A 21,585-nucleotide genomic window follows, 5' to 3' on the forward strand; every position below is an offset into this window, starting at 1 on the left:
GGCTGCGATCTTTTGATCTTAAAAAACAAATCAAAAGATCGCAGCCTGCGGCAGCTCCTACAGGAGATCGCATTTTCATAATAAGACTGAGATTGCCCTGAACCGAGGTCCCATCAACGAACACTTGCCGAGTGAATCGAACATGAGCGCCAACGTCGACCTCAACAATCGTCCCGACTACGACCAGGTCCTGCAGGACATTGCCGACTACGTCCTCAATTACAGGATCGACTCGGCAGAGGCGCTGGATACCGCGCGCAACTGCCTGATCGATACCTTGGGTTGCGGCCTGCTGGCACTGCGTTTTCCCGAATGCACCAAGCACCTTGGGCCCCTGGTCGAAGGCACCGTCGTGCCGTTCGGCGCCCGGGTACCCGGCACCCATTTTCGCCTCGATCCGGTCAAGGCCGCGTGGGACATCGGCTGCATCGTGCGCTGGCTCGACTTCAACGACACCTGGCTCGCGGCCGAATGGGGCCATCCGTCGGATAACCTCGGCGCAATTCTCGCGGTGGCCGACCACCTGTCGCAAAAACGCCTGGCCAATGGCGAGACGCCGCTGACCGTTCGTACGGTACTCGACGCCATGATCATGGCCCATGAGATTCAGGGCGTGATCGCGCTGGAAAACTCGTTCAACCGCGTGGGCCTCGATCACGTCATCCTGGTGAAAGTCGCTTCGACCGCGGTCACCGCCAAACTCATGGGCGCCAATCGCGCGCAGTTGCTCTCGGCGTTGTCCCACGCTTTCGCCGATGGCCAGGCATTACGCACCTACCGCCATGCACCGAATGCCGGCTCGCGCAAATCCTGGGCGGCGGGTGATGCAACCAGTCGTGGAGTGCGCCTGGCGGACATTGCCATGCGTGGCGAGATGGGCATCCCCGGTGTGTTGAGTGCCAAACAGTGGGGCTTTTACGACGTACTGTTCAGCCACACCAACAACGACCTGGCACTCAAGCCTGACGACAAGCGCCAGTTCAGCTTCTCGCGGCCTTACGGCAGTTATGTGATGGAGAACGTGCTGTTCAAGATCAGTTTTCCCGCCGAATTTCACGCGCAGACGGCCTGTGAAGCAGCGGTGACCCTGCATCCGCAAGTGCGTAATCGCCTGCATGACATCGACCGCATTGTCATCACCACCCATCAATCGGCGATCCGCATCATTTCCAAGGTCGGTCCGCTGGCCAATGCCGCGGACCGCGACCACTGCATCCAGTACATGACGGCGGTCCCACTGGCCTTCGGCAATCTGGTGGCCGAGCACTACGAAGATGATTTTCACAAGGCGCATCCGATCATTGATGCACTGCGCGACAAAATGGTCATTGTCGAAAACCCTGATTACACCCGCGAATACCTGGAACCTGACAAGCGGTCGATTGCCAATGCCGTGCAGGTGTTTTTCAAGGATGGGTCCAGCACCGAAAATGTGGTGGTGGAGTACCCGATAGGCCATCGTCGGCGCCGTGCCGAGGGCATTCCGTTGTTGGAGGACAAGTTCAGGGCGAACCTGCTGACACGTTTCACCGCGCAGCGTAGCGAGGAGATTTTCGAGCTGTGCAAGGATCAGCAAAAGCTTGAGGCAACACCGGTGAACCGGTTTGTAGACATGTTTGTTATCTAGGAGACCGCGTCATCGTTCCTTCGCGAGCAAGCCCGCTCCCACATTCGATCGAGTTTCGCCGGGATGAATGCGATCAAATGTGGGAGCGGGCTTGCTCGCGAAGGCGGCCTGGCAGGCACTACAAAATTACTTGAACCGCCGCTCGACACCTTTCTCCACCAGGATTTTTGCGGAAATTTCTTCCACCGAAAAATGCGTGGAATTGATATTCGGAATGTTCTCGCGGCGAAACAGGTTTTCGACCTCGCGCACTTCGAATTCGCACTGGGCGTAACTCGAATAGCGGCTGTTGGGCTTGCGTTCGTTGCGAATGGCGGTGAGGCGGTCTGGGTCGATGGTCAGGCCGAACAACTTGTGTTGGTGGGCACGCAGGGCGCTAGGCAGTTGCAGGCGCTCCATGTCGTCTTCGGTCAGCGGGTAGTTGGCCGCGCGGATGCCGAATTGCATGGCCATGTACAGACACGTCGGCGTCTTACCACAACGCGACACGCCCACTAGTATCAGGTCGGCCTTGTCGTAATAGTGCGTGCGGGCACCGTCGTCGTTGTCGAGGGCGAAGTTCACCGCCTCGATGCGCTCCATGTAATTGGTGTTGGCGCCGATGGAGTGGGATTTGCCCACGGTATAGGAAGAATGCTCGGTCAGTTCCTGTTCAAGCGGCGCCAGGAAAGTCGAGAAAATATCGATCATGAAACCATTGGAAGTCGCGAGGATCTCACGAATGTCCTGATTGACGATGGTGTCGAAGATAATCGGACGGAAGCCGTCGGTTTCGGCGGCTTTGTTGATTTGTTGTACCATGGCCCGCGCTTTTTCCACGCTGTCGATGTACGGCCGCGTGAATTTGCTGAAGGTAATGTTTTCGAACTGCGCCAGGAGGCTTTGACCCAGGGTTTCGGCGGTAATGCCGGTGCCATCGGAGATAAAGAAAGCAGATCGTTTCATTTGCACCTTGGGCCTTAAGCTAATGAGCATTCTTGGATATGATAGGCGCGATTTGCCGGCCGCCAATGGCCCGCATTCTCACTTATTTTCCAGGTCCAGGCCATACAGCTGGCAAATGCTCCCCCGAGCAGCCGGCTTCTGAGCTTTTCCAACACAGTTAGTGGAGAGATCACCTTGGTAGAGTACGTAGTTTCCCTCGATAAGCTCGGCAAACACGATGTTGAGCATGTGGGGGGCAAGAACGCATCCCTGGGCGAGATGATCAGCAATCTTGCGGGTGCCGGTGTATCGGTACCCGGTGGCTTCGCCACGACCGCTCAGGCATATCGTGATTTCCTGGAACTGAGCGGCCTGAACCAGCAGATTCATGACGCCCTGGATGCCCTGGACGTCGACGACGTGAACGCCCTGGCCAAGACCGGCGCCCAGATCCGCCAATGGATCATGGAAGCCGAGTTCCCGGAAAAACTGAATACCGAAATCCGCACCGCGTTTGCCGCGCTGTCCGCCGGCAACCCTGACGTGGCCGTGGCCGTGCGTTCTTCCGCAACCGCCGAAGACTTGCCCGATGCGTCCTTCGCCGGTCAGCAGGAAACCTTCCTGAACATCCGCGGTGTCGAAAACGTCATTCGTGCCGCCAAGGAAGTTTTCGCCTCCCTTTTCAACGATCGCGCGATTTCCTATCGCGTGCACCAGGGCTTCGACCACAAGTTGGTAGCCCTGTCGGCCGGCGTACAGCGCATGGTCCGCTCCGAAACCGGCACCGCCGGCGTGATGTTCACCCTCGATACCGAATCGGGCTTCCGTGACGTGGTGTTCATCACCGGCGCCTACGGCCTGGGTGAAACCGTCGTACAAGGCGCGGTGAACCCGGATGAGTTCTACGTCCACAAAGGCACCCTGGCCGCCGGTCGCCCGGCGATCCTGCGTCGCAACCTGGGCAGCAAGGCCATCAAGATGATCTACGGCGACGAGGCCAAGGCCGGTCGTTCGGTCAAGACCGTCGATGTCGACAAGGCTGAACGTGCACGTTTCTGCCTGACCGATGCTGAAGTCAGCGAGCTGGCCAAGCAGGCGATGATCATCGAGAAGCACTACCAGTGCCCGATGGACATCGAATGGGCCAAGGACGGTGACGACGGCAAGCTGTACATCGTGCAGGCCCGTCCGGAAACCGTGAAGAGCCGTACCCAGGCCAACGTCATGGAACGTTACCTGTTGAAGGAAACCGGCACCGTGCTGGTCGAAGGTCGTGCCATTGGCCAGCGAATTGGCGCCGGCAAGGTGCGCATCATCAAGGACGTGTCCGAGATGGACAAGGTCCAGCCAGGCGACGTACTGGTATCGGACATGACCGACCCGGACTGGGAACCGGTCATGAAGCGCGCCAGCGCCATCGTCACCAACCGTGGCGGTCGTACCTGCCACGCGGCCATCATTGCCCGCGAGCTGGGTATCCCGGCCGTGGTCGGTTGCGGCAACGCCACCCAGCTGTTGAAAGACGGCCAGGGCGTGACCGTTTCCTGCGCTGAAGGCGACACCGGCTTCATCTTCGAAGGCGAACTGGGCTTCGACATCAAGAAGAACTCCGTGGACGCCATGCCGGATCTGCCGTTCAAGATCATGATGAACGTCGGCAACCCGGACCGCGCCTTCGACTTCGCGCAGCTGCCGAACGCCGGCGTGGGCCTGGCCCGCCTGGAGTTCATCATCAACCGCATGATCGGCGTGCACCCTAAAGCGCTGCTGAACTACGACGGTCTGCCGCAGGACATCAAGGAAAGCGTCGACAAGCGCATTGCCGGCTACGACGACCCGGTCGGCTTCTACGTCGAGAAACTGGTCGAAGGCATCAGCACCCTGGCGGCCGCGTTCTGGCCGAAAAAGGTCATCGTGCGTCTGTCGGACTTCAAGTCCAACGAATACGCCAACCTGATCGGCGGCAAGCTCTACGAGCCGGAAGAAGAGAACCCGATGCTGGGCTTCCGCGGCGCCTCGCGTTACATCAGCGAATCGTTCCGTGACTGCTTCGAACTCGAATGCCGCGCCCTCAAGCGCGTGCGCAACGAGATGGGCCTGACCAACGTCGAAATCATGGTGCCGTTCGTCCGTACCCTGGGCGAAGCGAGCCAGGTGGTGGATCTGCTGGCCGAAAACGGCCTGGCCCGTGGCGACAACGGTCTGCGCGTCATCATGATGTGCGAGCTGCCGTCCAACGCGATCCTGGCAGAAGAGTTCCTCGAATTCTTCGACGGTTTCTCCATCGGCTCCAACGACCTGACCCAGCTCACCCTGGGCCTGGACCGTGACTCCGGGATCATCGCGCACCTGTTCGACGAGCGAAATCCTGCGGTCAAGAAGTTGCTGGCCAACGCCATTGCCGCCTGTAACAAGGCTGGCAAGTACATCGGCATTTGCGGCCAGGGCCCTTCGGACCACCCTGACCTGGCCAAGTGGCTGATGGAGCAGGGCATCGAAAGCGTTTCGCTGAACCCGGATTCCGTGCTGGAAACCTGGTTCTTCCTGGCGGAAGGTCAAGCGCAGGCTTGATAGTGTGTGAACGGCTCGCTCACGTGCCTTGGTAGGAGCGAGCATGCTCGCGATGGACGTTAACGATAACGCGTTTGTCATGGATGAATGTGGTGTCTTGACGTTTCTCGCGAGCATGCTCGCTCCTACACGGGGCGCGGAGCCTTTGAGATTCAAGTAGGGCGGGCTCCTCTGGAAGCCGCCCTTTTTTGTGCAAGAGATTATGCAAAGCAGCAGCAACCTGTTTCCTGTCGCCCTGATCAGCGCCGAGCGGCGCGGTGATCTGAGCGAAGATGTCTACCGCTTGAAACCCGGTAACAGCCCGGACGGCACCGTAGAACTGGCGGTGACGCGTCTCGGCATGGCCGATGAACCGGCATCCCGTGGCGTGCCGGTGATCCTGTTGCACGGCAGTTTTTCCAATCGGCGTTTCTGGTTCTCCCCCAAGGGGTTGGGCCTGGGTGCCTATCTGGCGCGCCTGGGGTTCGATGTCTGGATTGCGGAAATGCGCGGTCACGGCCTCTCCCGGCGCAACCAGAGCTATCGCAAGAACCGAGTTGCCGACTATGCACGATACGACCTGCCAGCCATTGGTGCCTTCGTACGCGAGCAAAGCGGCCAGGTTCCGCACTGGATCGGCCATTCGCTGGGCGGCATCACCCTGGCGGCCGCGCTGGGTGGCCAATACATTGGCGAACCCGTGGTGGCGTCCGCGGCGCTTTTTGGCACGCAAGTCAGTCGCACTTACTGGCCGCTGAAGATCCCACCGGTGGAATGGAGCGGTCGTTTCATCCTCAAGCGCTTTGCCCAGCTGTCCGGTTCACGGCTCAAGCGTGGCCCAGAGGACGAGCCGATTGGCCTGGCCCTGGAAAGCATGCGCTGGTACGGTCTGTTCGGGCGCTTTGGCGATGCCGACAAGGACTGGTGGGCGGGCCTGGCCGAGGTCAGGATGCCGGTATTGGCGGTGAGCGCGGCGGGCGATCATCAGGACCCGGCCTGGGCTTGTCGCAAGCTGTTCGATCAGTTGGGTGGCGAGCACAAGCAATTCATCAACCTGGGGCGCGAGCAGGGTTTTGCCGATAATTTCGGTCATGTCGAAATGTTGGTCAGCAAGGCCGCCCAGGCTGAAGTCTGGCCGTTAGTCGCTCGCTGGCTGTCAGATCAGCAGACGCCGTTGCTCGGTGATCAAGCGGATCTGGCCGCGGCGATCTAAGCTGGACGCTCTATCAAGGGCATTTCGCTCTGGTCGGGTTGCAGCTAAGATATGACGCATTGAGCTGTTCTGGTCATTTTCTGTGACTGAATCAGTAGTGATGTTCGTGCTTTCTTCCTAATTACAGGAGTTTCTCGATGAACCATTACCTCACCCCTGACCTGTGCGACGCCTACCCGGAACTGGTGCAGGTGCTGGAACCGATGTTCAGCAATTTCGGTGGCCGGGATTCCTTCGGCGGCGAGATCGTGACCATCAAGTGCTTCGAAGACAACTCGCTGGTAAAGGAGCAAGCCGAGCTCAAGGGTAATGGCAAAGTGTTGGTGGTCGATGGTGGCGGCTCCCTGCGTCGTGCGTTGCTGGGCGATATGATCGCCGAGAAAGCCGCGAAGAACGGCTGGGAAGGGATGGTGATCTACGGTTGCATCCGTGACGTCGACGTCATCGCGCAAACCGACCTGGGGGTCCAGGCGTTGGCCAGCCACCCGATGAAAACCGACAAGCGTGGTATCGGCGACCTGAATGTTGCCGTCACCTTCGCCGGCGTGACCTTTCATCCCGGCCATTACCTCTATGCGGACAACAACGGCGTGATCATCTCGCCGAGCCCGCTTGCGATGCCTGAGTAAATCCGGGCCGATTTTTTTGAAGAATGGAATGCGGATGTTCGAGGAAGAAAACGCGCAGTGGGGGCTGGTACATGCCCTGGTGCTGGATGGTAAAGGTGGTGCGCGTTCGATAGCCCGGACAGAACTCGACGAATTGCAGCTGCAGGCTCATGAAAGCCTGTGGCTGCACTGGGATCGCAGTCACCCGCAAACCCAGACCTGGCTGCGCAAGTCCAGCGGCCTGAGTGAATTCAGCTGCGATCTCTTGCTGGAAGAAAACACCCGTCCGCGTCTCCTGCAGCTTTCGGACAGCGAACTGCTGCTATTTTTGCGTGGCGTAAACCTTAATCCGGGCGCCGAGCCTGAAGACATGGTGTCGGTACGCATTTTCGGTTCAGCCCAGCGAGTCATCTCCCTGCGTCTGCGTCCGCTGCGTGCCACTGAAGAATTGCTGGTGCAACTGGAAGCAGGCAAGGGGCCGAAAACTGCCTCCGAGCTCATTCTCTACATGGCTCAGTACCTCACCAACAAGGTGCAGGATCTGGTCAGTTGCCTCTCGGAAGTGGTCGATGAGGAAGAAGAAAAGCTGGATTCCGACGAGCGGTATACTCCTGAGCACGGTGCTGTTTTGCAGATCCGGCGCCGGGCTGCTGCGTTGAAGCGATTCCTCGCTCCGCAGCGGGACATTTTTGGTCAACTGACGCGCATCAAATTGCCCTGGTTCGTCGAGGACGATGGCGATTACTGGAACGAATTGAACAACAGCCTGACCCGCTATCTGGAGGAGCTGGAATTAACCCGAGAGCGCGTGGGGCTGGTCCTGGAGACTGAAGACCGGCGATTGAGCGTGCGCATGAACCGCACCATGTATCGCTTTGGCATCATCACCGGGATTTTTTTGCCGATGAGTTTTCTGACCGGTCTTTTGGGAATCAACGTCGGGGGCATTCCATTTTCACAAAGCCCCTATGGCTTCCTCGTCGCCTGCCTGCTGATGATCTCGGTGGCGCTCGGGCAGTGGTGGTTATTCCGACGTTTGCGCTGGGTTTGAACGTGCGCCATGTGACCCGGGCAAATTTGACCGCGTCTTTCACAGACATCACGAGAGGTGCGTATGCACGATCCGTTTGAACAGTCTTTGCGCGACATGCTCAAGGCATCACCGTCCACCCGGGACGACGATGCATGCCTGGGGCGTGTCCTGAAAACCGCCAATCGCCAGGTTGGCGCAGGTGATTTGTTCAGCCTGCTGGGCCGCTGGTTGCCCGCCCTGATGATCGCCCTCAATAATGGCTCGGCCCATGTCGCGCCGGTCTCCCGTCTTCGTAAACCTACCGCTCGCACTGCTGATAAGGCTGATTGAATATGGAACTTGATCTCTGGACACAGAGCCTCGTCACTGCAATGACTGCGTTATGGACCAAGGTTGCGAACTTCATTCCGAACCTGTTCGGCGCACTGGTCGTGCTCCTGCTCGGTTTTGTCGTGGCCAAGCTGTTGGACACCTTGCTGTCCAAACTGCTCGCCAAACTGGGCCTGGATCGCCTGATGGGCGGTACCGGCCTGACGAAACTGTTGTCCCGTGCCGGCCTTCAAGTACCTATCTCAACGCTGATCGGTAAAATCGTCTATTGGTTCGTTCTGCTGATTTTTTTGGTTTCCGCCGCAGAATCACTTGGACTTGAACGAGTTTCAGCTACGCTGGATATGCTTGCGCTATATTTGCCGAAGGTATTCGGTGCGGCGCTGGTGCTGTTGGTGGGTGTCTTGCTGGCGCAATTGGCCAATGGGCTGGTGCGCGGAGCGGCAGAAGGCGTAGGCCTGGACTACGCTTCGGGACTTGGGAGAATTGCCCAGGGCCTGGTGATCATCATCAGTATCTCGGTCGCGATCAGTCAGTTGGAGGTCAAGACTGACCTGCTTAACCACGTGATCGTGATCGTTTTGATTACCGTTGGTCTGGCGGTTGCGCTGGCCATGGGGTTGGGAAGCCGGGAAATTGCCGGTCAGATTCTTGCGGGAATCTATGTGCGTGAGTTGTACCAGGTTGGGCAACAAGTGCGTGTTGGAGAGGTCGAAGGGCAGATCGAAGAGATCGGCACGGTTAAAACTACATTGCTGACGGATGAGGGTGAGCTAGTCTCTCTTTCCAATCGGATCCTCCTCGAGCAGCATGTGAGTAGCCGCTAACCCGGCAAACCCTGCTAATGTATGCCGCCGCGAAATGCCGCCTGATGCTGGCTGCGGCGGACATTGACCTGACTGTCGGCACGACTTGTTTTGAATAAAGCCCAATCGTTATCCATGCGCTACGACCCCCGCGAGCTCTCTGATGAGGAGTTGGTCGCGCGCTCGCATACCGAGCTGTTTCACGTGACGCGCGCATATGAAGAACTGATGCGGCGTTACCAACGAACATTATTTAACGTCTGTGCAAGGTATCTCGGGAACGATCGCGACGCTGACGATGTCTGTCAGGAGGTCATGTTGAAGGTGCTGTACGGCCTGAAGAACTTCGAGGGCAAATCGAAGTTCAAGACATGGCTATATAGCATCACGTACAACGAGTGCATTACGCAGTATCGGAAAGAAAGGCGAAAGCGTCGCTTGATGGACGCCTTGAGTCTTGACCCCCTCGAGGAAGCGTCTGAAGAAAAGGCGCCGAAACCCGAGGAAAAGGGTGGACTTGATCGCTGGTTAGTGTATGTGAACCCGATTGACCGAGAAATTCTGGTGCTACGATTTGTCGCAGAGCTGGAGTTCCAGGAGATCGCAGACATCATGCACATGGGCTTGAGCGCTACAAAAATGCGGTACAAACGCGCTCTAGATAAATTGCGTGAGAAATTTGCGGGCATTGCTGAAACTTAGTTCGGCGCAAATATCTCTTACGTGTAGGCAAGTTCTGATAGACTTGCCGCCGAGTTGTCCCCCGGTTTGCGGGACTGCTTCACAATCACCAGATGGGGATTTAACGGATGAAACTGAAAAACACCTTGGGCTTGGCCATTGGTTCTCTTATTGCCGCCACTTCGATCGGCGCTCTGGCACAGGGCCAAGGCGCAGTTGAAATCGAAGGCTTCGCCAAGAAAGAGTACTATGACAGCGACCGTAACTTCAAAAACGACGGCAATCTGTTCGGTGGTTCTGTTGGTTACTTCCTGACCGACGACGTTGAGCTGCGTCTGGCTTACGACGAAGTTCACAACGTACGTTCCGACTCTGGCCAGAACATCAAAGGCGCGGACACCGCCCTGGATGCTCTGTACCACTTCAACAACCCAGGCGACATGCTGCGTCCGTATGTTTCGGCCGGTTTCTCCGACCAGAGCATCGACCAGAACGGTTCGAACGGTCGTAACCGTTCCACCTTCGCCAACGTTGGTGGCGGCGCCAAGCTGTACTTCACCGACAACTTCTACGCCCGTGCTGGCGTTGAAGCTCAATACAACATCGACCAGGGCAACACCGAGTGGGCTCCTAGCGTCGGTATCGGTGTGAACTTCGGTGGCGGCTCCAAGCCAGCTCCTGCTCCAGTTCCAGCACCAGAAGTCTGCTCCGACAGCGACAACGATGGCGTTTGCGACAACGTTGACAAGTGCCCGGACACCCCAGCCAACGTAACTGTTGACGCTGATGGCTGCCCAGCAGTTGCTGAAGTTGTTCGTGTAGAGCTGGACGTGAAATTCGACTTCGACAAGTCGGTAGTCAAGCCTAACAGCTACGGCGACATCAAGAACCTGGCTGACTTCATGAAGCAGTACCCATCCACCAGCACCACTGTTGAAGGTCACACTGACTCCGTCGGTCCTGACGCTTACAACCAGAAACTGTCTGAGCGTCGTGCAAACGCCGTTAAGCAAGTTCTGACCAACCAGTACGGTGTTGAATCGTCCCGCGTTCAGTCTGTTGGCTACGGCGAATCCCGCCCAGTTGCTGACAACGCTACTGAAGCTGGCCGTGCTGTAAACCGTCGCGTAGAAGCGCAGGTTGAAGCTCAAGCTAAGTAATTAGCCCACAGCTCTGAGAAAAGCCCGGCTCTTGCCGGGCTTTTCTTTGTCTGCGATTTGAGATTTGTGTGGTGACTTGAAACGATCGCAGCCTACGGCAGCTCCTACATTGGTACTGCGCAAATCCCTGTAGGAGCTGCCGCAGGCTGCGATCTTTTGATCTTCTCGCCATCCGCCACTGCACCGATGACCAATATCGCCGGGCTTTTCAGCTCAAAGGCGTAGGCATCTTCCTCCATGGCTGTCAGATCACTCCTGCATTCACGCTGATGGGGCAGTGAGGCATTCTCGATCATCGCCACCGGCGTGTCCGCCGCCATTCCTCCTGCCAACAGCTGCTCACGGATCTCGCTGAGCTTGGCCACGCCCATGTAGATCACCAGGGTCGTACCGCCTTTGGCCAGTGCCTGCCAATTCAGGCTGCTGCCGTCCTGGGTATGGGCGGTGACCAGTGTCACGCCGCGCGCCACACCGCGCAGGGTCAGCGGAATATCGCATTGCGTGGCGCCCGCGAGCCCGGCAGTGATGCCGTTGACCAATTCGACCTCAACCCCGCGCTCGCGCAACCACTGGGCCTCTTCGCCTCCGCGCCCGAAAATGCACGGGTCACCGCCTTTGAGCCGCACCACGCATTTGCCCTGCCGGGCGTAACGCAACATCAGGCGATGGATGAACGCTTGTGGCGTGGAGCGGCAACCACCGCGTTTGCCCACCGCAATGACCCGCGCCCCGGGGCAGTGTTCGAGTATTGCGCCGTTGACCAGGTCATCGATCAGCACCACGTCCGCTTCTTTCAATGCGCGCACCGCCTTGAGGGTCAACAATTCAGGATCACCGGGACCCGCACCCACCAGCCAGACTTTTGCGTTCATAGGTTCTTCCTCACGAAATGACGATGATGGGTTTTAAGGGCAATGCAAGTTCAGCCATGGAACACCAGGAACAGCAACGCCAGGTTCGCCAGCAGCGACATCAGGGCCAATGTCCGCCACACCTTCAGCGGTTCGCGCTCCAGTAAAGGCCTGGGGCGTACGCTTAAACTGCGTCGCTCCCCCTGTTCCAGCAGGCGCAACCATTCTTCGGCGGTTTCAAAGCGCTCAGCCGGGTCTGCGGCAACCGCACGTTCCAGGCTTTGCGCCAGCCATTCGGGCAGGTCAGGGCGGTAGCGGCTGGCACTGACCGGTACGCCGAACCGTGGGCGCTGGAAGGCTTCGATTTCACCGTAGGGAAAATGCCCGGTGAGCAGAAAGTACAAGGTCACCCCCACCGCATACAGGTCCTGCTGCGGCGTCGGTGACTCCCCGCGGAAGGCTTCCGGGGCTATATAGCTGGGGGTTCCGGGCAGGGTACTGGGCTGATCTTCAGACAGGCCGGGGCAGTAGGCGAGGCCGAAGTCCAGCAGGCGCAACTCGCCGTCGTCCCCTGACAGCAGGTTCTGCGGCTTGATATCGCGATGCAGGATCTGCCGTCGATGGAGCATGCCGACCGCTCGCAGCAGGCGTTCAGCCACGTCCTGCCACTGGGCCAGGGGCATGGGTCCGATCTGTTCATGCACTTGAGCAAGGGTCGAGCCCGAATATTCGCGCATCACGTAGTACAGATGCTGACGCTGGCTGGCCGCATGCACTTCAGGAAAGTGTCGCCCGGCTACGCGCTTGAGGAACCATTCTTCGGACAGCAACGCTTGCCCGGCCTGATGATCGTCATGCAGGCGAGGGGGCAGGGTTTTCAGCAGCCAGGGCTGCTGCTGGCTGTCGCGTACCCGATAGAGCAGCGACTGCTGGCTCTGGCTGAGAATCCCTTCAATCTGCCAGCCCTCGAAAATCTGCCCCGGTTTCAGTGCCGGGGGCAGTGGCCATTGCTGCAGATGGATCAATGCATCGCCGATATTGGCTTCACCCAGGGCATCGACCCGCACCAGCAGTGCGCTGGCGTTATCCTGGCTGCCCGCCAGGTGTGCGGCGTTGACCAGGGTTTGCGCGGCGCTGTCCAGGTCCGGTTGGTCACGCAGGATCGCCGCAATGGCGGTGTCGCCCAGGGCCGCCCAGACACCGTCGCTGAGCAGCACAAAGCTTTCGTCGATACGCAGTTCGCCATCGAGAAAGTCCAGCACCAGGTGTTGATCCAGGCCCAGAGCACGCTTGAGTACATGCTGCATGCCCGGTTGGTCCCAGACGTGATCTTCGCTGACCCGCTGCAACTGCTCGGCGTGCCAGCGATACACCCGGCAATCGCCGACATGGGCCAAGGTAAAACGCCGACCGCGCAGGACCAGGGCGCTGACGGTGGTCAGCAGTGGCTGGCCTGCGCCGTTGGCTTGCAGCCAGCGGTTTTGCGCCAGCAGCAAGCGATCCAGTGCCTGGGCAACACCCCAGGTTTCCGGCGTGGCGTAGTAGTCCAAAGCCAGGGCCTGCAACGTCGAGCGAGCCGCCAGGCCGCCGTCGGCGCACTGGCTGACGCCATCGGCGATGGCGAACAGGTAGCCCTTGCTGGCGGCCAGCGCCGGGGCCGGCGTGACCAGGCGCAAGGCATCCTGGTTCTCATCGCGCGGGCCGATGGCGCTGGCTTGCGCGAAACTCAAGTGCAGGCTCATGGCAGCGTCAGACCCGTGCAGCTGTCACGGCGGCCGAACCCCAAGTGGTCCTCCAGCGGCGTTTTACGCCGTGCAGGCCGAACCAGGCGAGCACCCCCAGGCTGGCAAACAACCACAATGCCATCTGGTAGCTGCCGGTGCTCTGCTTGATTGCACCCATGCCCGCCGCCAGGGCAAATCCACCGATGCCGCCGGCCATGCCGATCAGGCCGGTCATGACGCCGATTTCGCGACGGAAACGCTGTGGCACTAACTGGAACACCGCACCGTTGCCTGCACCCAAACCGAGCATGGTGCACACGAACAGGGCCAGCGCGGCATAGGAGCTGGGTAAGTTGAAGCCGACTGCAGCGATACAGATGGCCGCCACGGTGTACATCGCGAGCAGGGTGCGGATACCGCCGAAACGATCAGCCAGGGCGCCTCCCAGTGGACGCATCAGGCTACCGCCGAACACACAGGCTGCCGTGTAGTAACCCGCGGTCACGGGGCTCAGGCCATACTGATCGTTGAAATAACCGGGCAGGGCGCTGGCCAGGCCGATGAAGCCACCGAAGGTCACGCTGTAGAAAAACATGAACCACCAGCTATCGCGGTCGCCCAGGGCCTTGAAATAGTCGGCCATCGACTTGGCTTTCGGCCGCTCAGGCGCGTTCTTGGCCAGCCAGGCGAAGACGATCAGTGTCAGGATCAACGGGATCAGTGCGAAACCGAACACATTGCTCCAGCCAAAGGCAGCCGCCAGAACCGGTGCAATCAGCGCCGCGAGCACAGTGCCGGAGTTTCCGGCCCCGGCGATGCCCATGGCTTTGCCCTGGTGCTGTGGCGGATACCATTGTGATGCCAAGGGCAGGGCGACAGCGAAGGAGGCGCCGGCCATGCCGAGGAACAACCCCAGCAGCAAGGCTTGCTCGTAGGTATGGATGCCGAGTTTCCAGGCGCCGAACAATGCACAGATGACGATCACCTGGCCGATCAGGCCGGCGGTCTTGGGTGACAGGCGATCAGCCAGCATCCCCATCACGAAGCGCAGTACTGCCCCGGCCAGAATCGGCGTGGCCACCACCAGTCCGCGTTGCTGGGTGGTCAGGTGCAGGTCGCCAGCGATCTGTACGGCCAGCGGGCCGAGCAGGTACCACACCATGAAACTCAGGTCGAAATAGAGGAAGGCTGCGAACAGTGTCGGGGTATGGCCGGATTTCCAGAAGCTTGAATTCATCGCGCACCTCAGATGATAGGAGTCTCGAACGGGAGCCAAAACAAAAAAAACGCCGCCACCTGATTCGCCATGGGGCAAATGAGGTGAGCGACGTCTTTGTCGTAGGTGGGGCAACCGCCGTTGGTTACCTGTAGGGATTACTTAGCCAGATCTGTGCCAACAGGTGAGACCGTGGCTCGGCCATTCGCGAGCAGGCTCGCTCCCACAGGGGGAATGCATTTCAATTGTGGGAGCGAGCCTGCTCGCGAAGAGGCCTTCAACGGCACCAGAAAAACTCAGCCCAGCAACTCACTCATGGCAATGATCTGCTCCGCGACCTGGATCAGCTTCTGCTGGCGGCTCATCGCCTGGCGGCGCATCAGGGTGTAGGCCTCTTCTTCGTTGCAGTCCTTCATCTTCATCAGCAACCCCTTGGCCAGCTCGATGCGCTTGCGCTCGGCCAGTTGCTGGTCACGGGCGTGCAGTTGGGCGCGAAGGGCCTGGTCGCTTTCGAAACGCGCCATGGCCACGTCGAGAATCGGTTGCAGGCGCTGTGCATGGATGCCCTCGACGATGTAGGCACTGACCCCGGACTTGATCGCCTGGCGCATCACATCGGGGTCGTGTTCGTCGGTGAACATCACAATCGGCCGTGGCTGGTCGCGGCTGACCAGCACCACTTGCTCCATGACATCTCGGCTCGGTGACTCGGTATCGATCAGGATCACGTCCGGGCGCACCGTTTCGACGCGTTCGGGCAAGTCGATGGTCAGCCCGGATTCGTCGACGACCTCGAAACCGGCCTCGGTCAGGGCAGCTTTCAAGCGGCCGACTTTTTTTGCGGTGTCGTTGATCAGCAGGATACGCAACATGTCTGCAGTCTCCTGTCAGCGGCTGGCGAGAAGAGGCGAGCTGTCGCTCATGGCGTGCAGCTTGAAGCTGCGGGCATAACTGGCCGGGTCCGAACCGTCCCAGACCCTGCCGTCGATCAGTTGGCTGCTGCGCATTTCATTGCCCGGGGCGGCGACACCGACGGCGCTGGCGGCCTCTCGGTATAAGTCCAATTGTTGAACCTGACGGGCCACGGCGAGGTAATCGGGGTCGTCGCGCAACAGCCCCCAACGACGAAACTGGGTCATGAACCACATGCCATCGGACAGGTAGGGCAGGTTGACCGCCCCCTGCCCATGGAAACGCAGGGCGTGCGGGTCTTGCCATTCATTGCCCAGGCCGTCGGCATAGTCGCCCAGCAGGCGCGGTTCGATACGCGACAGCGGCGCATCGAGGTACTGCGCAGCGCTGAGCAATTGCGCGGTACTGCGGCGATTCTCGACACTGTCGTCGATGAAGCGGCTGGCTTCGAGGATCGCCATCACCAGTGCGCGGGCGGTATTGGGGTATTGCTCGACGAAGGCGCGCGTACAGCCGAGGACTTTCTCCGGGTGGTCGGGCCAGATGGCCTGGGAGGTTGCCAGGGTAAAACCGAGGTCCTGCTTCACCGCGCTGTCAGCCCACGGCTCGCCGACGCAGAAGCCGTCGATACGCCCGGCTTGCAGGTGCGCCACCATTTGCGGCGGCGGCACCACTACGCTGTCGACGTCGTGCAGCGGATGAATGCCCTGGCTCGCCAGCCAGTAGTACAACCACAGGGCATGGGTGCCGGTGGGAAAGGTCTGGGCGAAGGTCAGTTTTGGGCGAGTTTGGTGCACGTGACGGTCCAGTGCTTCAGGACTGGTCACGCCGGCGGCCTGCAAGCCGTGGGAGAGGTTGATGCTCTGGCCGTTCTGGTTCAGGCCCATGAGCACCGCCATGTCAGTGGGGGCCACGCCGCCGATGCCCAGGTGCACGGCGTAGATCAGGCCGTACAGGCTGTGGGCGGCGTCGAGTTCGCCGCTCACCAGTTTGTCCCGCAGGTTGGCCCAGGATGACTGGCGCTTGAGGTTCAAGGTCAATCCGTAGGGCTGGGCGAAGCCCTGGGTGGCGGCGACCACCACCGAAGCGCAGTCGCTCAGGGCCATGAAGCCGAGGTTGATTTCGGTCTTTTCCGGGGCATCGCTGCCATTGACCCAGGCCAGGGGATTGGTTGAGGGTTCGTTCATCGATTTCGCACCTTCCAAAAAAAACGTCGTCCCGGACCCCGTTTGAGCAGGGGTGGCTGACGACGCCGTTGTCCTGGCACGCATTCCGCCGTTGGCCTGCGTGCTGATGCCTGTGCCGGTGCAAGGCATATGCCATCGCCCGCTGTTTTTGTCGCGCCCTCGCTTGCAACCCCGATGCGCGGGTATAATCGCCGCCTCATTTCGCCGCCAATCGAGTCAAGCCCGCCCATGTACACCCTGGCCCGTCAGCTGTTGTTCAAACTTTCCCCGGAAACCTCCCACGATCTGTCCCTGGACCTGATCGGTGCGGGTGGGCGCCTGGGGCTCAACGGTTTGCTGTGCAAGGCCCCGGCAAAGCTGCCGGTGAATGTCATGGGCCTGGACTTCCCGAACCCGGTGGGCCTGGCCGCCGGCCTGGACAAGAATGGCGCGGCCATCGACGGCTTTGCACAATTGGGTTTTGGCTTTGTCGAGATCGGCACCATTACCCCGCGCCCACAACCGGGCAACCCCAAACCCCGGTTGTTCCGTTTGCCGGAGGCCGAGGCGATCATCAACCGCATGGGCTTCAACAACCTTGGCGTCGATCACCTGCTGGCCCGCGTGGCAGCGGCCAAGTACAAGGGCGTGCTGGGCATCAACATCGGCAAGAACTTCGACACCCCGGTCGAGCGCGCGGTCGACGACTACCTGATCTGCCTGGACAAGGTCTACGCCCACGCCAGCTACGTGACAGTCAACGTCAGCTCGCCCAATACCCCGGGCCTGCGCAGCCTGCAATTTGGTGACTCGCTCAAGCAGCTGCTGGCAGACCTCGCCACGCGCCGAGCGGAACTGGCGCAGCGTCATGGCCGGCACGTTCCTCTGGCGATCAAGATCGCACCGGACATGACCGACGAAGAAACCGCGCAGGTCGCACAGGCGTTGATCGAAACCGGGATGGACGCGGTCATCGCCACCAACACCACCTTGAGCCGCGTGGGTGTCGAAGGCATGGAACATGGGGACGAGGCGGGCGGGCTGTCCGGCGCGCCGGTGCGTGACAAGAGCACGCACACCGTGAAGGTGCTGGCCTCGGAGCTGGGTGGTCGCTTGCCGATCATCGCGGCGGGTGGCATCACCGAAGGCCGGCACGCAGCGGAAAAAATCAGCGCGGGTGCGAGCCTGGTGCAGATCTACTCGGGTTTTATCTACAAAGGCCCGGCGCTCATCCGCGAGTCGGTAGACGCGATCGCAGCCCTCAGGTAACGCGCCCCCTGTAGGAGCGAGCATGCTCGCGATGGTCGTTAACGATAACGCTGGAAACCTGACACCCCGCGGCGCTCTCAGGTTTATCGCGAGCATGCTCGCTCCTACAGGTATTGGGTTGGCCATGAAACAGGCATAAAAAAGGGCCCCTTCAAAGGAGCCCCTGGGCCGTAGCCCGCCGTCCGGATGGGACGTGCGTGGTTAATTCACTGCATATCAGATTGTATGTCGGAGTGTGTGCCCTGTGTTAGCCGACGGCGTGAAGTTCGTTGAGTCTGTGGATTCCCGCAGTGCCGGTCATACCGTCCCAGTTGTCGCCGCGTCCTTCGCGCCAGCCGTTAATCCAGGCTTGGCGTACCGACGGTAGAGTAAATGGGCAAAGCTCACGGGATTTGCCACCAACGCCATATTGATATCCGCGCAAAAATGCTCTTTCCAACGGATCACGCTTAAGTCTTCTCATAGGGTGTTGCCCTCACTTGTTGACTGTATTTATCGCGTAGACCTCAATCGAGGTCTGGCAGAAAAACTCTGCCGTTGGGGCTCGTTGCCGGCGTGACGAGCCAAGGTGTTGGCGTCATTGCGACGCCAACCTGAATTGAGTTCTAACCAATGCGTCACATCGAGGGAATGATCGTTTTGTCATAAGGACGTAACCGTTAATGTGCTATGGCACTAAGTAACATGATGTTTGTGGCGTATTTCTTGACCAAACCCCGGTATGATCGGCCCTGCGTTGGATGATCAGGTTAATCCTTTGCTGAGAATGCCTCCCGTTGCCGGGACGGACTATTCGACGAAGGGTCGACTTATGTCATTTTGTTGCATCAACTTTTTTATCTGTCCTTGCATCTAAGCTCATTTAACCCGGGCAGCAAGGGTGGAACGGCACACCTTCGTGCCACGCGGGCGCTCTTCGAGAAAAGCGCCTGATTGAAAACCGGGCCGGCAATGCGTTGCCGCTCCACTCAGCAAAGGCTCCGAATTCTCATGTCCGATCGTTTCGAACTCTTCCTCACTTGCCCTAAAGGCCTTGAAGGCCTGCTCATCGAGGAAGCCGTCGGGCTTGGCCTTGAGGAAGCACGTGAGCACACTTCCGCCGTGCGTGGCATGGCCACCATGGAAACCGCTTATCGCCTGTGCCTGTGGTCGCGCCTGGCCAACCGGGTCCTGCTGGTGCTCAAGCGTTTTGCGATGAAAGACGCCGAAGACCTCTACCACGGTGTGCTGGACATCGAGTGGCAAGACCACATGCTCAATGACGGCACGCTGGCCGTCGAATTCAGCGGCCACGGCTCGGGTATCGACAACACCCACTTTGGCGCCTTGAAGGTCAAGGACGCCATCGTCGACAAACTGCGCACTCCGCAGGGCGACCGTCCGTCCATCGACAAGCTCAACCCGGACCTGCGCATCCATCTGCGTCTGGACCGCGGTGAAGCGATCCTCTCCCTCGACCTGTCCGGCCATAGCCTGCACCAGCGTGGCTATCGCCTGCAGCAAGGCGCGGCGCCGCTGAAGGAAAACCTGGCGGCGGCGATCCTGATCCGTTCCGGCTGGCCACGCATCGCCGCTGAAGGCGGCGCCCTGGCTGACCCGATGTGCGGTGTCGGCACCTTCCTGGTCGAAGCGGCGATGATCGCTGCCGACATCGCGCCGAACCTGCGCCGCGAACAATGGGGTTTCACTGCCTGGCTCGGTCACGTACCGGCGCTGTGGAAAAAACTCCATGAAGAAGCTTCCGAGCGTGCAGCTGCCGGCCTGGCCAAGCCACCGTTGTGGATTCGCGGTTACGAAGCCGATCCGCGCCTGATTCAACCGGGGCGCAACAACGTCGAGCGTGCCGGCCTGAGCGAGTGGATCAAGATCTACCAGGGCGAAGTCGCGACCTTCGAGCCGCGTCCGGACCAGAACCAGAAAGGCCTGGTGATCTGTAACCCCCCGTACGGCGAACGTCTGGGCGACGAGGCGAGCCTGCTCTACCTCTACCAGAACCTTGGCGAACGTCTGCGCCAGGCTTGCCTCAACTGGGAAGCCGCGGTGTTCACCGGTGCTCCGGACCTGGGCAAGCGCATGGGCATCCGTAGCCACAAGCAGTATTCGTTCTGGAACGGCGCTCTGCCGTGCAAGCTGTTGCTGATCAAGGTATTGCCGGATCAATTCGTCACCGGCGAGCGTCGTACCCCGGAGCAGCGTCAGGCCGAGCGTGAGCAGGCGGCCTACGATCAGGCGCCGAGCGAGCCGCAAGAGCGCCAGTACAACAAGAACGGCAACCCGATCAAACCTGCGCCAGCCCCGGTGCCGGTGATCGAGCAACCGCGCCTGAGTGAAGGTGGGCAGATGTTTGCCAATCGCCTGCAGAAAAACCTCAAGGCGCTGGGCAAGTGGGTCAAGCGTGAGGGTATCGACTGCTATCGCGTCTACGATGCCGACATGCCGGAATACTCCATGGCCATCGACCTCTACCACGATTGGGTCCACGTCCAGGAATACGCCGCACCGAAATCCATTGATCCGCAAAAGGCCTCGGCGCGCATGTTCGACGCCCTGGCGGCGATCCCGCAGGCCCTGAACATCGACAAGAACCAGGTGGTGGTCAAGCGCCGCGAGCGTCAGAGCGGTACCAAGCAATACGAGCGCCAGGCGGCCCAGGGCAAGTTCGTCGAGGTGAATGAAGGCGGCGTGAAACTGCTGGTCAACCTCACCGATTACCTCGACACCGGGTTGTTCCTCGACCACCGGCCGATGCGCATGCGCATTCAGAAAGAGGCTGCCGGCAAGCGCTTCCTCAATCTGTATTGCTACACCGCCACTGCCAGTGTGCACGCGGCCAAGGGCGGCGCGCGCAGCACCACCAGCGTCGACCTGTCGAAAACCTACCTGGACTGGGCGCGTCGCAACCTGTCGCTGAACGGTTTCTCCGACAAGAACCGCCTGGAGCAAAGTGATGTGATGGTCTGGCTGGATGCCTGCCGTGAAGAGTACGACCTGATCTTCATCGATCCGCCGACATTCTCCAACTCCAAACGCATGGAAGGCATCTTCGACGTGCAACGTGACCAGGTGCAACTGATCGACCTGGCCATGGCGCGGCTGGCACCGGGCGGGGTGTTGTACTTCTCCAACAACTTCCGCAAGTTCGAGCTCGAGCCTAACCTCAGCGAGCGCTACGCGATCGAAGAGATTACCGCCCAGACCATCGATCCGGATTTTGCCCGTAACGCCAAGATCCATCGCGCGTGGAAGATCACTGCCCGCTGACAGGCGAGCCGGACGCGGGGGGCATCTGCCACACCGCGTCCTCGTTCTTCCTGTAGGAGACAGCGGTGCGGCGATCCGACTTGTCGGCGAACCACACACCGCGGTGTACCTGCTCCACCGCATCATCGTTCTTCGCGGGCAAGCCTCGCTCCTACAGGAGGGGATGCGCACCAGATGTTGTTGGTCCCGCACCACTGGTCAAATTAGTGGCTAATAGCTATAACTCAACTCACGGCCAATGGGCTTTCCCGCAC

The 21,585-nt window shown here is 59.8% G+C and carries 19 protein-coding genes; 11 read left to right on the forward strand and 8 right to left on the reverse strand.

Annotation, left to right across the window (positions count from 1 at the left end; translation table 11 throughout):
* Nucleotides 1-142: 142 nt before the first annotated feature.
* Nucleotides 143-1,627 (forward strand): 2-methylcitrate dehydratase, encoded by a 1,485-nt coding sequence (gene prpD / locus QLG10_RS16515; protein ID WP_282487695.1) that lies wholly within the window; start codon nt 143-145, stop codon nt 1,625-1,627.
* A 126-nt stretch (nt 1,628-1,753) separates the two neighbouring features.
* Here the strand turns inward: prpD and QLG10_RS16520 are convergent, their stop codons facing one another.
* Entirely contained in the window at nt 1,754-2,572 is an 819-nt protein-coding gene (locus QLG10_RS16520; RefSeq protein WP_020801102.1) for a pyruvate, water dikinase regulatory protein, read from the reverse strand.
* Nucleotides 2,573-2,746: 174 nt separating this feature from the next.
* Between QLG10_RS16520 and ppsA the strand changes: the two genes are divergently transcribed.
* From ppsA to QLG10_RS16560, 8 genes are all read left to right on the forward strand, one after another.
* Nucleotides 2,747-5,122, forward strand: a complete 2,376-nt coding sequence (gene ppsA / locus QLG10_RS16525) for a phosphoenolpyruvate synthase (protein WP_033039437.1) — start codon at nt 2,747-2,749, stop codon at nt 5,120-5,122.
* Nucleotides 5,123-5,324: 202 nt separating this feature from the next.
* Entirely contained in the window at nt 5,325-6,314 is a 990-nt protein-coding gene (locus QLG10_RS16530) for an alpha/beta fold hydrolase (protein WP_110749528.1), read from the forward strand.
* A 137-nt stretch (nt 6,315-6,451) separates the two neighbouring features.
* Nucleotides 6,452-6,943 (forward strand): ribonuclease E activity regulator RraA, encoded by a 492-nt coding sequence (gene rraA, locus QLG10_RS16535; protein WP_110749526.1) that lies wholly within the window; start codon nt 6,452-6,454, stop codon nt 6,941-6,943.
* A gap of 34 nt (nt 6,944-6,977) precedes the next feature.
* Nucleotides 6,978-7,973, forward strand: coding sequence for a zinc transporter ZntB (locus QLG10_RS16540; protein ID WP_110749524.1), 996 nt, complete (start codon nt 6,978-6,980; stop codon nt 7,971-7,973).
* Between the two features lie 63 nt (nt 7,974-8,036).
* Nucleotides 8,037-8,285 carry a hypothetical protein gene (locus QLG10_RS16545; RefSeq protein WP_020801096.1) on the forward strand — a complete coding sequence of 83 codons (249 nt, stop codon included), beginning with the start codon at nt 8,037-8,039 and terminating at the stop codon, nt 8,283-8,285.
* A gap of 2 nt (nt 8,286-8,287) precedes the next feature.
* A complete protein-coding gene (locus tag QLG10_RS16550) occupies nt 8,288-9,112 on the forward strand; it encodes a mechanosensitive ion channel domain-containing protein (RefSeq protein ID WP_008048604.1) in 825 nt (274 codons plus the stop codon).
* A 90-nt stretch (nt 9,113-9,202) separates the two neighbouring features.
* Nucleotides 9,203-9,793, forward strand: a complete 591-nt coding sequence (sigX, locus tag QLG10_RS16555) for an RNA polymerase sigma factor SigX (protein ID WP_075949123.1) — start codon at nt 9,203-9,205, stop codon at nt 9,791-9,793.
* Between the two features lie 107 nt (nt 9,794-9,900).
* On the forward strand, nt 9,901-10,932 hold the full coding sequence (locus QLG10_RS16560; protein ID WP_110749522.1) for an OmpA family protein: 1,032 nt from the start codon (nt 9,901-9,903) through the stop codon (nt 10,930-10,932).
* Nucleotides 10,933-11,036: 104 nt separating this feature from the next.
* Here QLG10_RS16560 and cobA read toward each other — a convergent pair whose 3' ends face one another.
* The 5 genes from cobA to QLG10_RS16585 form a co-directional block, all read right to left on the reverse strand.
* A complete protein-coding gene (cobA, locus tag QLG10_RS16565; protein ID WP_282487696.1) occupies nt 11,037-11,804 on the reverse strand; it encodes a uroporphyrinogen-III C-methyltransferase in 768 nt (255 codons plus the stop codon).
* Between the two features lie 50 nt (nt 11,805-11,854).
* Nucleotides 11,855-13,525 carry a bifunctional protein-serine/threonine kinase/phosphatase gene (locus QLG10_RS16570; protein ID WP_282487697.1) on the reverse strand — a complete coding sequence of 557 codons (1,671 nt, stop codon included), beginning with the start codon at nt 13,523-13,525 and terminating at the stop codon, nt 11,855-11,857.
* Nucleotides 13,526-13,532: 7 nt separating this feature from the next.
* A complete protein-coding gene (locus QLG10_RS16575) occupies nt 13,533-14,744 on the reverse strand; it encodes a nitrate/nitrite transporter (protein WP_110749516.1) in 1,212 nt (403 codons plus the stop codon).
* A gap of 275 nt (nt 14,745-15,019) precedes the next feature.
* Nucleotides 15,020-15,595 (reverse strand): ANTAR domain-containing protein, encoded by a 576-nt coding sequence (locus QLG10_RS16580; RefSeq protein ID WP_110749514.1) that lies wholly within the window; start codon nt 15,593-15,595, stop codon nt 15,020-15,022.
* Between the two features lie 15 nt (nt 15,596-15,610).
* On the reverse strand, nt 15,611-16,822 hold the full coding sequence (locus QLG10_RS16585; RefSeq protein ID WP_282487698.1) for a CmpA/NrtA family ABC transporter substrate-binding protein: 1,212 nt from the start codon (nt 16,820-16,822) through the stop codon (nt 15,611-15,613).
* Between the two features lie 228 nt (nt 16,823-17,050).
* Here QLG10_RS16585 and QLG10_RS16590 point away from each other — a divergent pair, with 228 nt between their 5' ends.
* On the forward strand, nt 17,051-18,070 hold the full coding sequence (locus tag QLG10_RS16590; protein ID WP_282487699.1) for a quinone-dependent dihydroorotate dehydrogenase: 1,020 nt from the start codon (nt 17,051-17,053) through the stop codon (nt 18,068-18,070).
* Nucleotides 18,071-18,317: 247 nt separating this feature from the next.
* On the opposite strand, the gene QLG10_RS16595 is transcribed toward QLG10_RS16590, so the two are convergent.
* Nucleotides 18,318-18,533 (reverse strand): ribosome modulation factor, encoded by a 216-nt coding sequence (locus QLG10_RS16595; protein WP_003223300.1) that lies wholly within the window; start codon nt 18,531-18,533, stop codon nt 18,318-18,320.
* 527 nt (nt 18,534-19,060) lie between these two features.
* Between QLG10_RS16595 and rlmKL the strand changes: the two genes are divergently transcribed.
* Nucleotides 19,061-21,331 carry a bifunctional 23S rRNA (guanine(2069)-N(7))-methyltransferase RlmK/23S rRNA (guanine(2445)-N(2))-methyltransferase RlmL gene (rlmKL, locus tag QLG10_RS16600; protein ID WP_110749508.1) on the forward strand — a complete coding sequence of 757 codons (2,271 nt, stop codon included), beginning with the start codon at nt 19,061-19,063 and terminating at the stop codon, nt 21,329-21,331.
* Here rlmKL and QLG10_RS16605 read toward each other — a convergent pair.
* Entirely contained in the window at nt 21,318-21,473 is a 156-nt protein-coding gene (locus QLG10_RS16605) for a hypothetical protein (RefSeq protein ID WP_158539239.1), read from the reverse strand. The two genes, rlmKL and QLG10_RS16605, sit on opposite strands and share 14 nt — an antisense overlap.
* Between the last annotated feature and the right edge of the window lie 112 nt (nt 21,474-21,585).

The sequence above is a fragment of the Pseudomonas sp. V98_8 genome (genome assembly GCF_029967975.1).
GTDB classification, from domain to species: Bacteria; Pseudomonadota; Gammaproteobacteria; order Pseudomonadales; family Pseudomonadaceae; genus Aquipseudomonas; species Aquipseudomonas umsongensis.

Excerpts from the sequence above, each read along its gene's own strand:
- QLG10_RS16560 (WP_110749522.1), top strand. The coding sequence starts at position 9,901 with ATGAAACTGAAAAACACCTTGGGCTTGGCCATTGGTTCTCTTATTGCC.
- QLG10_RS16570 (WP_282487697.1), bottom strand. The coding sequence starts at position 13,525 with ATGAGCCTGCACTTGAGTTTCGCGCAAGCCAGCGCCATCGGCCCGCGC.
- QLG10_RS16540 (WP_110749524.1), top strand. The coding sequence starts at position 6,978 with ATGTTCGAGGAAGAAAACGCGCAGTGGGGGCTGGTACATGCCCTGGTG.
- QLG10_RS16585 (WP_282487698.1), bottom strand. The coding sequence starts at position 16,822 with ATGAACGAACCCTCAACCAATCCCCTGGCCTGGGTCAATGGCAGCGAT.
- prpD (WP_282487695.1), top strand. The coding sequence starts at position 143 with ATGAGCGCCAACGTCGACCTCAACAATCGTCCCGACTACGACCAGGTC.
- QLG10_RS16595 (WP_003223300.1), bottom strand. The coding sequence starts at position 18,533 with ATGAGAAGACTTAAGCGTGATCCGTTGGAAAGAGCATTTTTGCGCGGA.
- QLG10_RS16520 (WP_020801102.1), bottom strand. The coding sequence starts at position 2,572 with ATGAAACGATCTGCTTTCTTTATCTCCGATGGCACCGGCATTACCGCC.
- QLG10_RS16545 (WP_020801096.1), top strand. The coding sequence starts at position 8,037 with ATGCACGATCCGTTTGAACAGTCTTTGCGCGACATGCTCAAGGCATCA.
- QLG10_RS16530 (WP_110749528.1), top strand. The coding sequence starts at position 5,325 with ATGCAAAGCAGCAGCAACCTGTTTCCTGTCGCCCTGATCAGCGCCGAG.
- QLG10_RS16590 (WP_282487699.1), top strand. The coding sequence starts at position 17,051 with ATGTACACCCTGGCCCGTCAGCTGTTGTTCAAACTTTCCCCGGAAACC.
- QLG10_RS16575 (WP_110749516.1), bottom strand. The coding sequence starts at position 14,744 with ATGAATTCAAGCTTCTGGAAATCCGGCCATACCCCGACACTGTTCGCA.
- rraA (WP_110749526.1), top strand. The coding sequence starts at position 6,452 with ATGAACCATTACCTCACCCCTGACCTGTGCGACGCCTACCCGGAACTG.
- QLG10_RS16580 (WP_110749514.1), bottom strand. The coding sequence starts at position 15,595 with ATGTTGCGTATCCTGCTGATCAACGACACCGCAAAAAAAGTCGGCCGC.
- QLG10_RS16550 (WP_008048604.1), top strand. The coding sequence starts at position 8,288 with ATGGAACTTGATCTCTGGACACAGAGCCTCGTCACTGCAATGACTGCG.
- cobA (WP_282487696.1), bottom strand. The coding sequence starts at position 11,804 with ATGAACGCAAAAGTCTGGCTGGTGGGTGCGGGTCCCGGTGATCCTGAA.
- rlmKL (WP_110749508.1), top strand. The coding sequence starts at position 19,061 with ATGTCCGATCGTTTCGAACTCTTCCTCACTTGCCCTAAAGGCCTTGAA.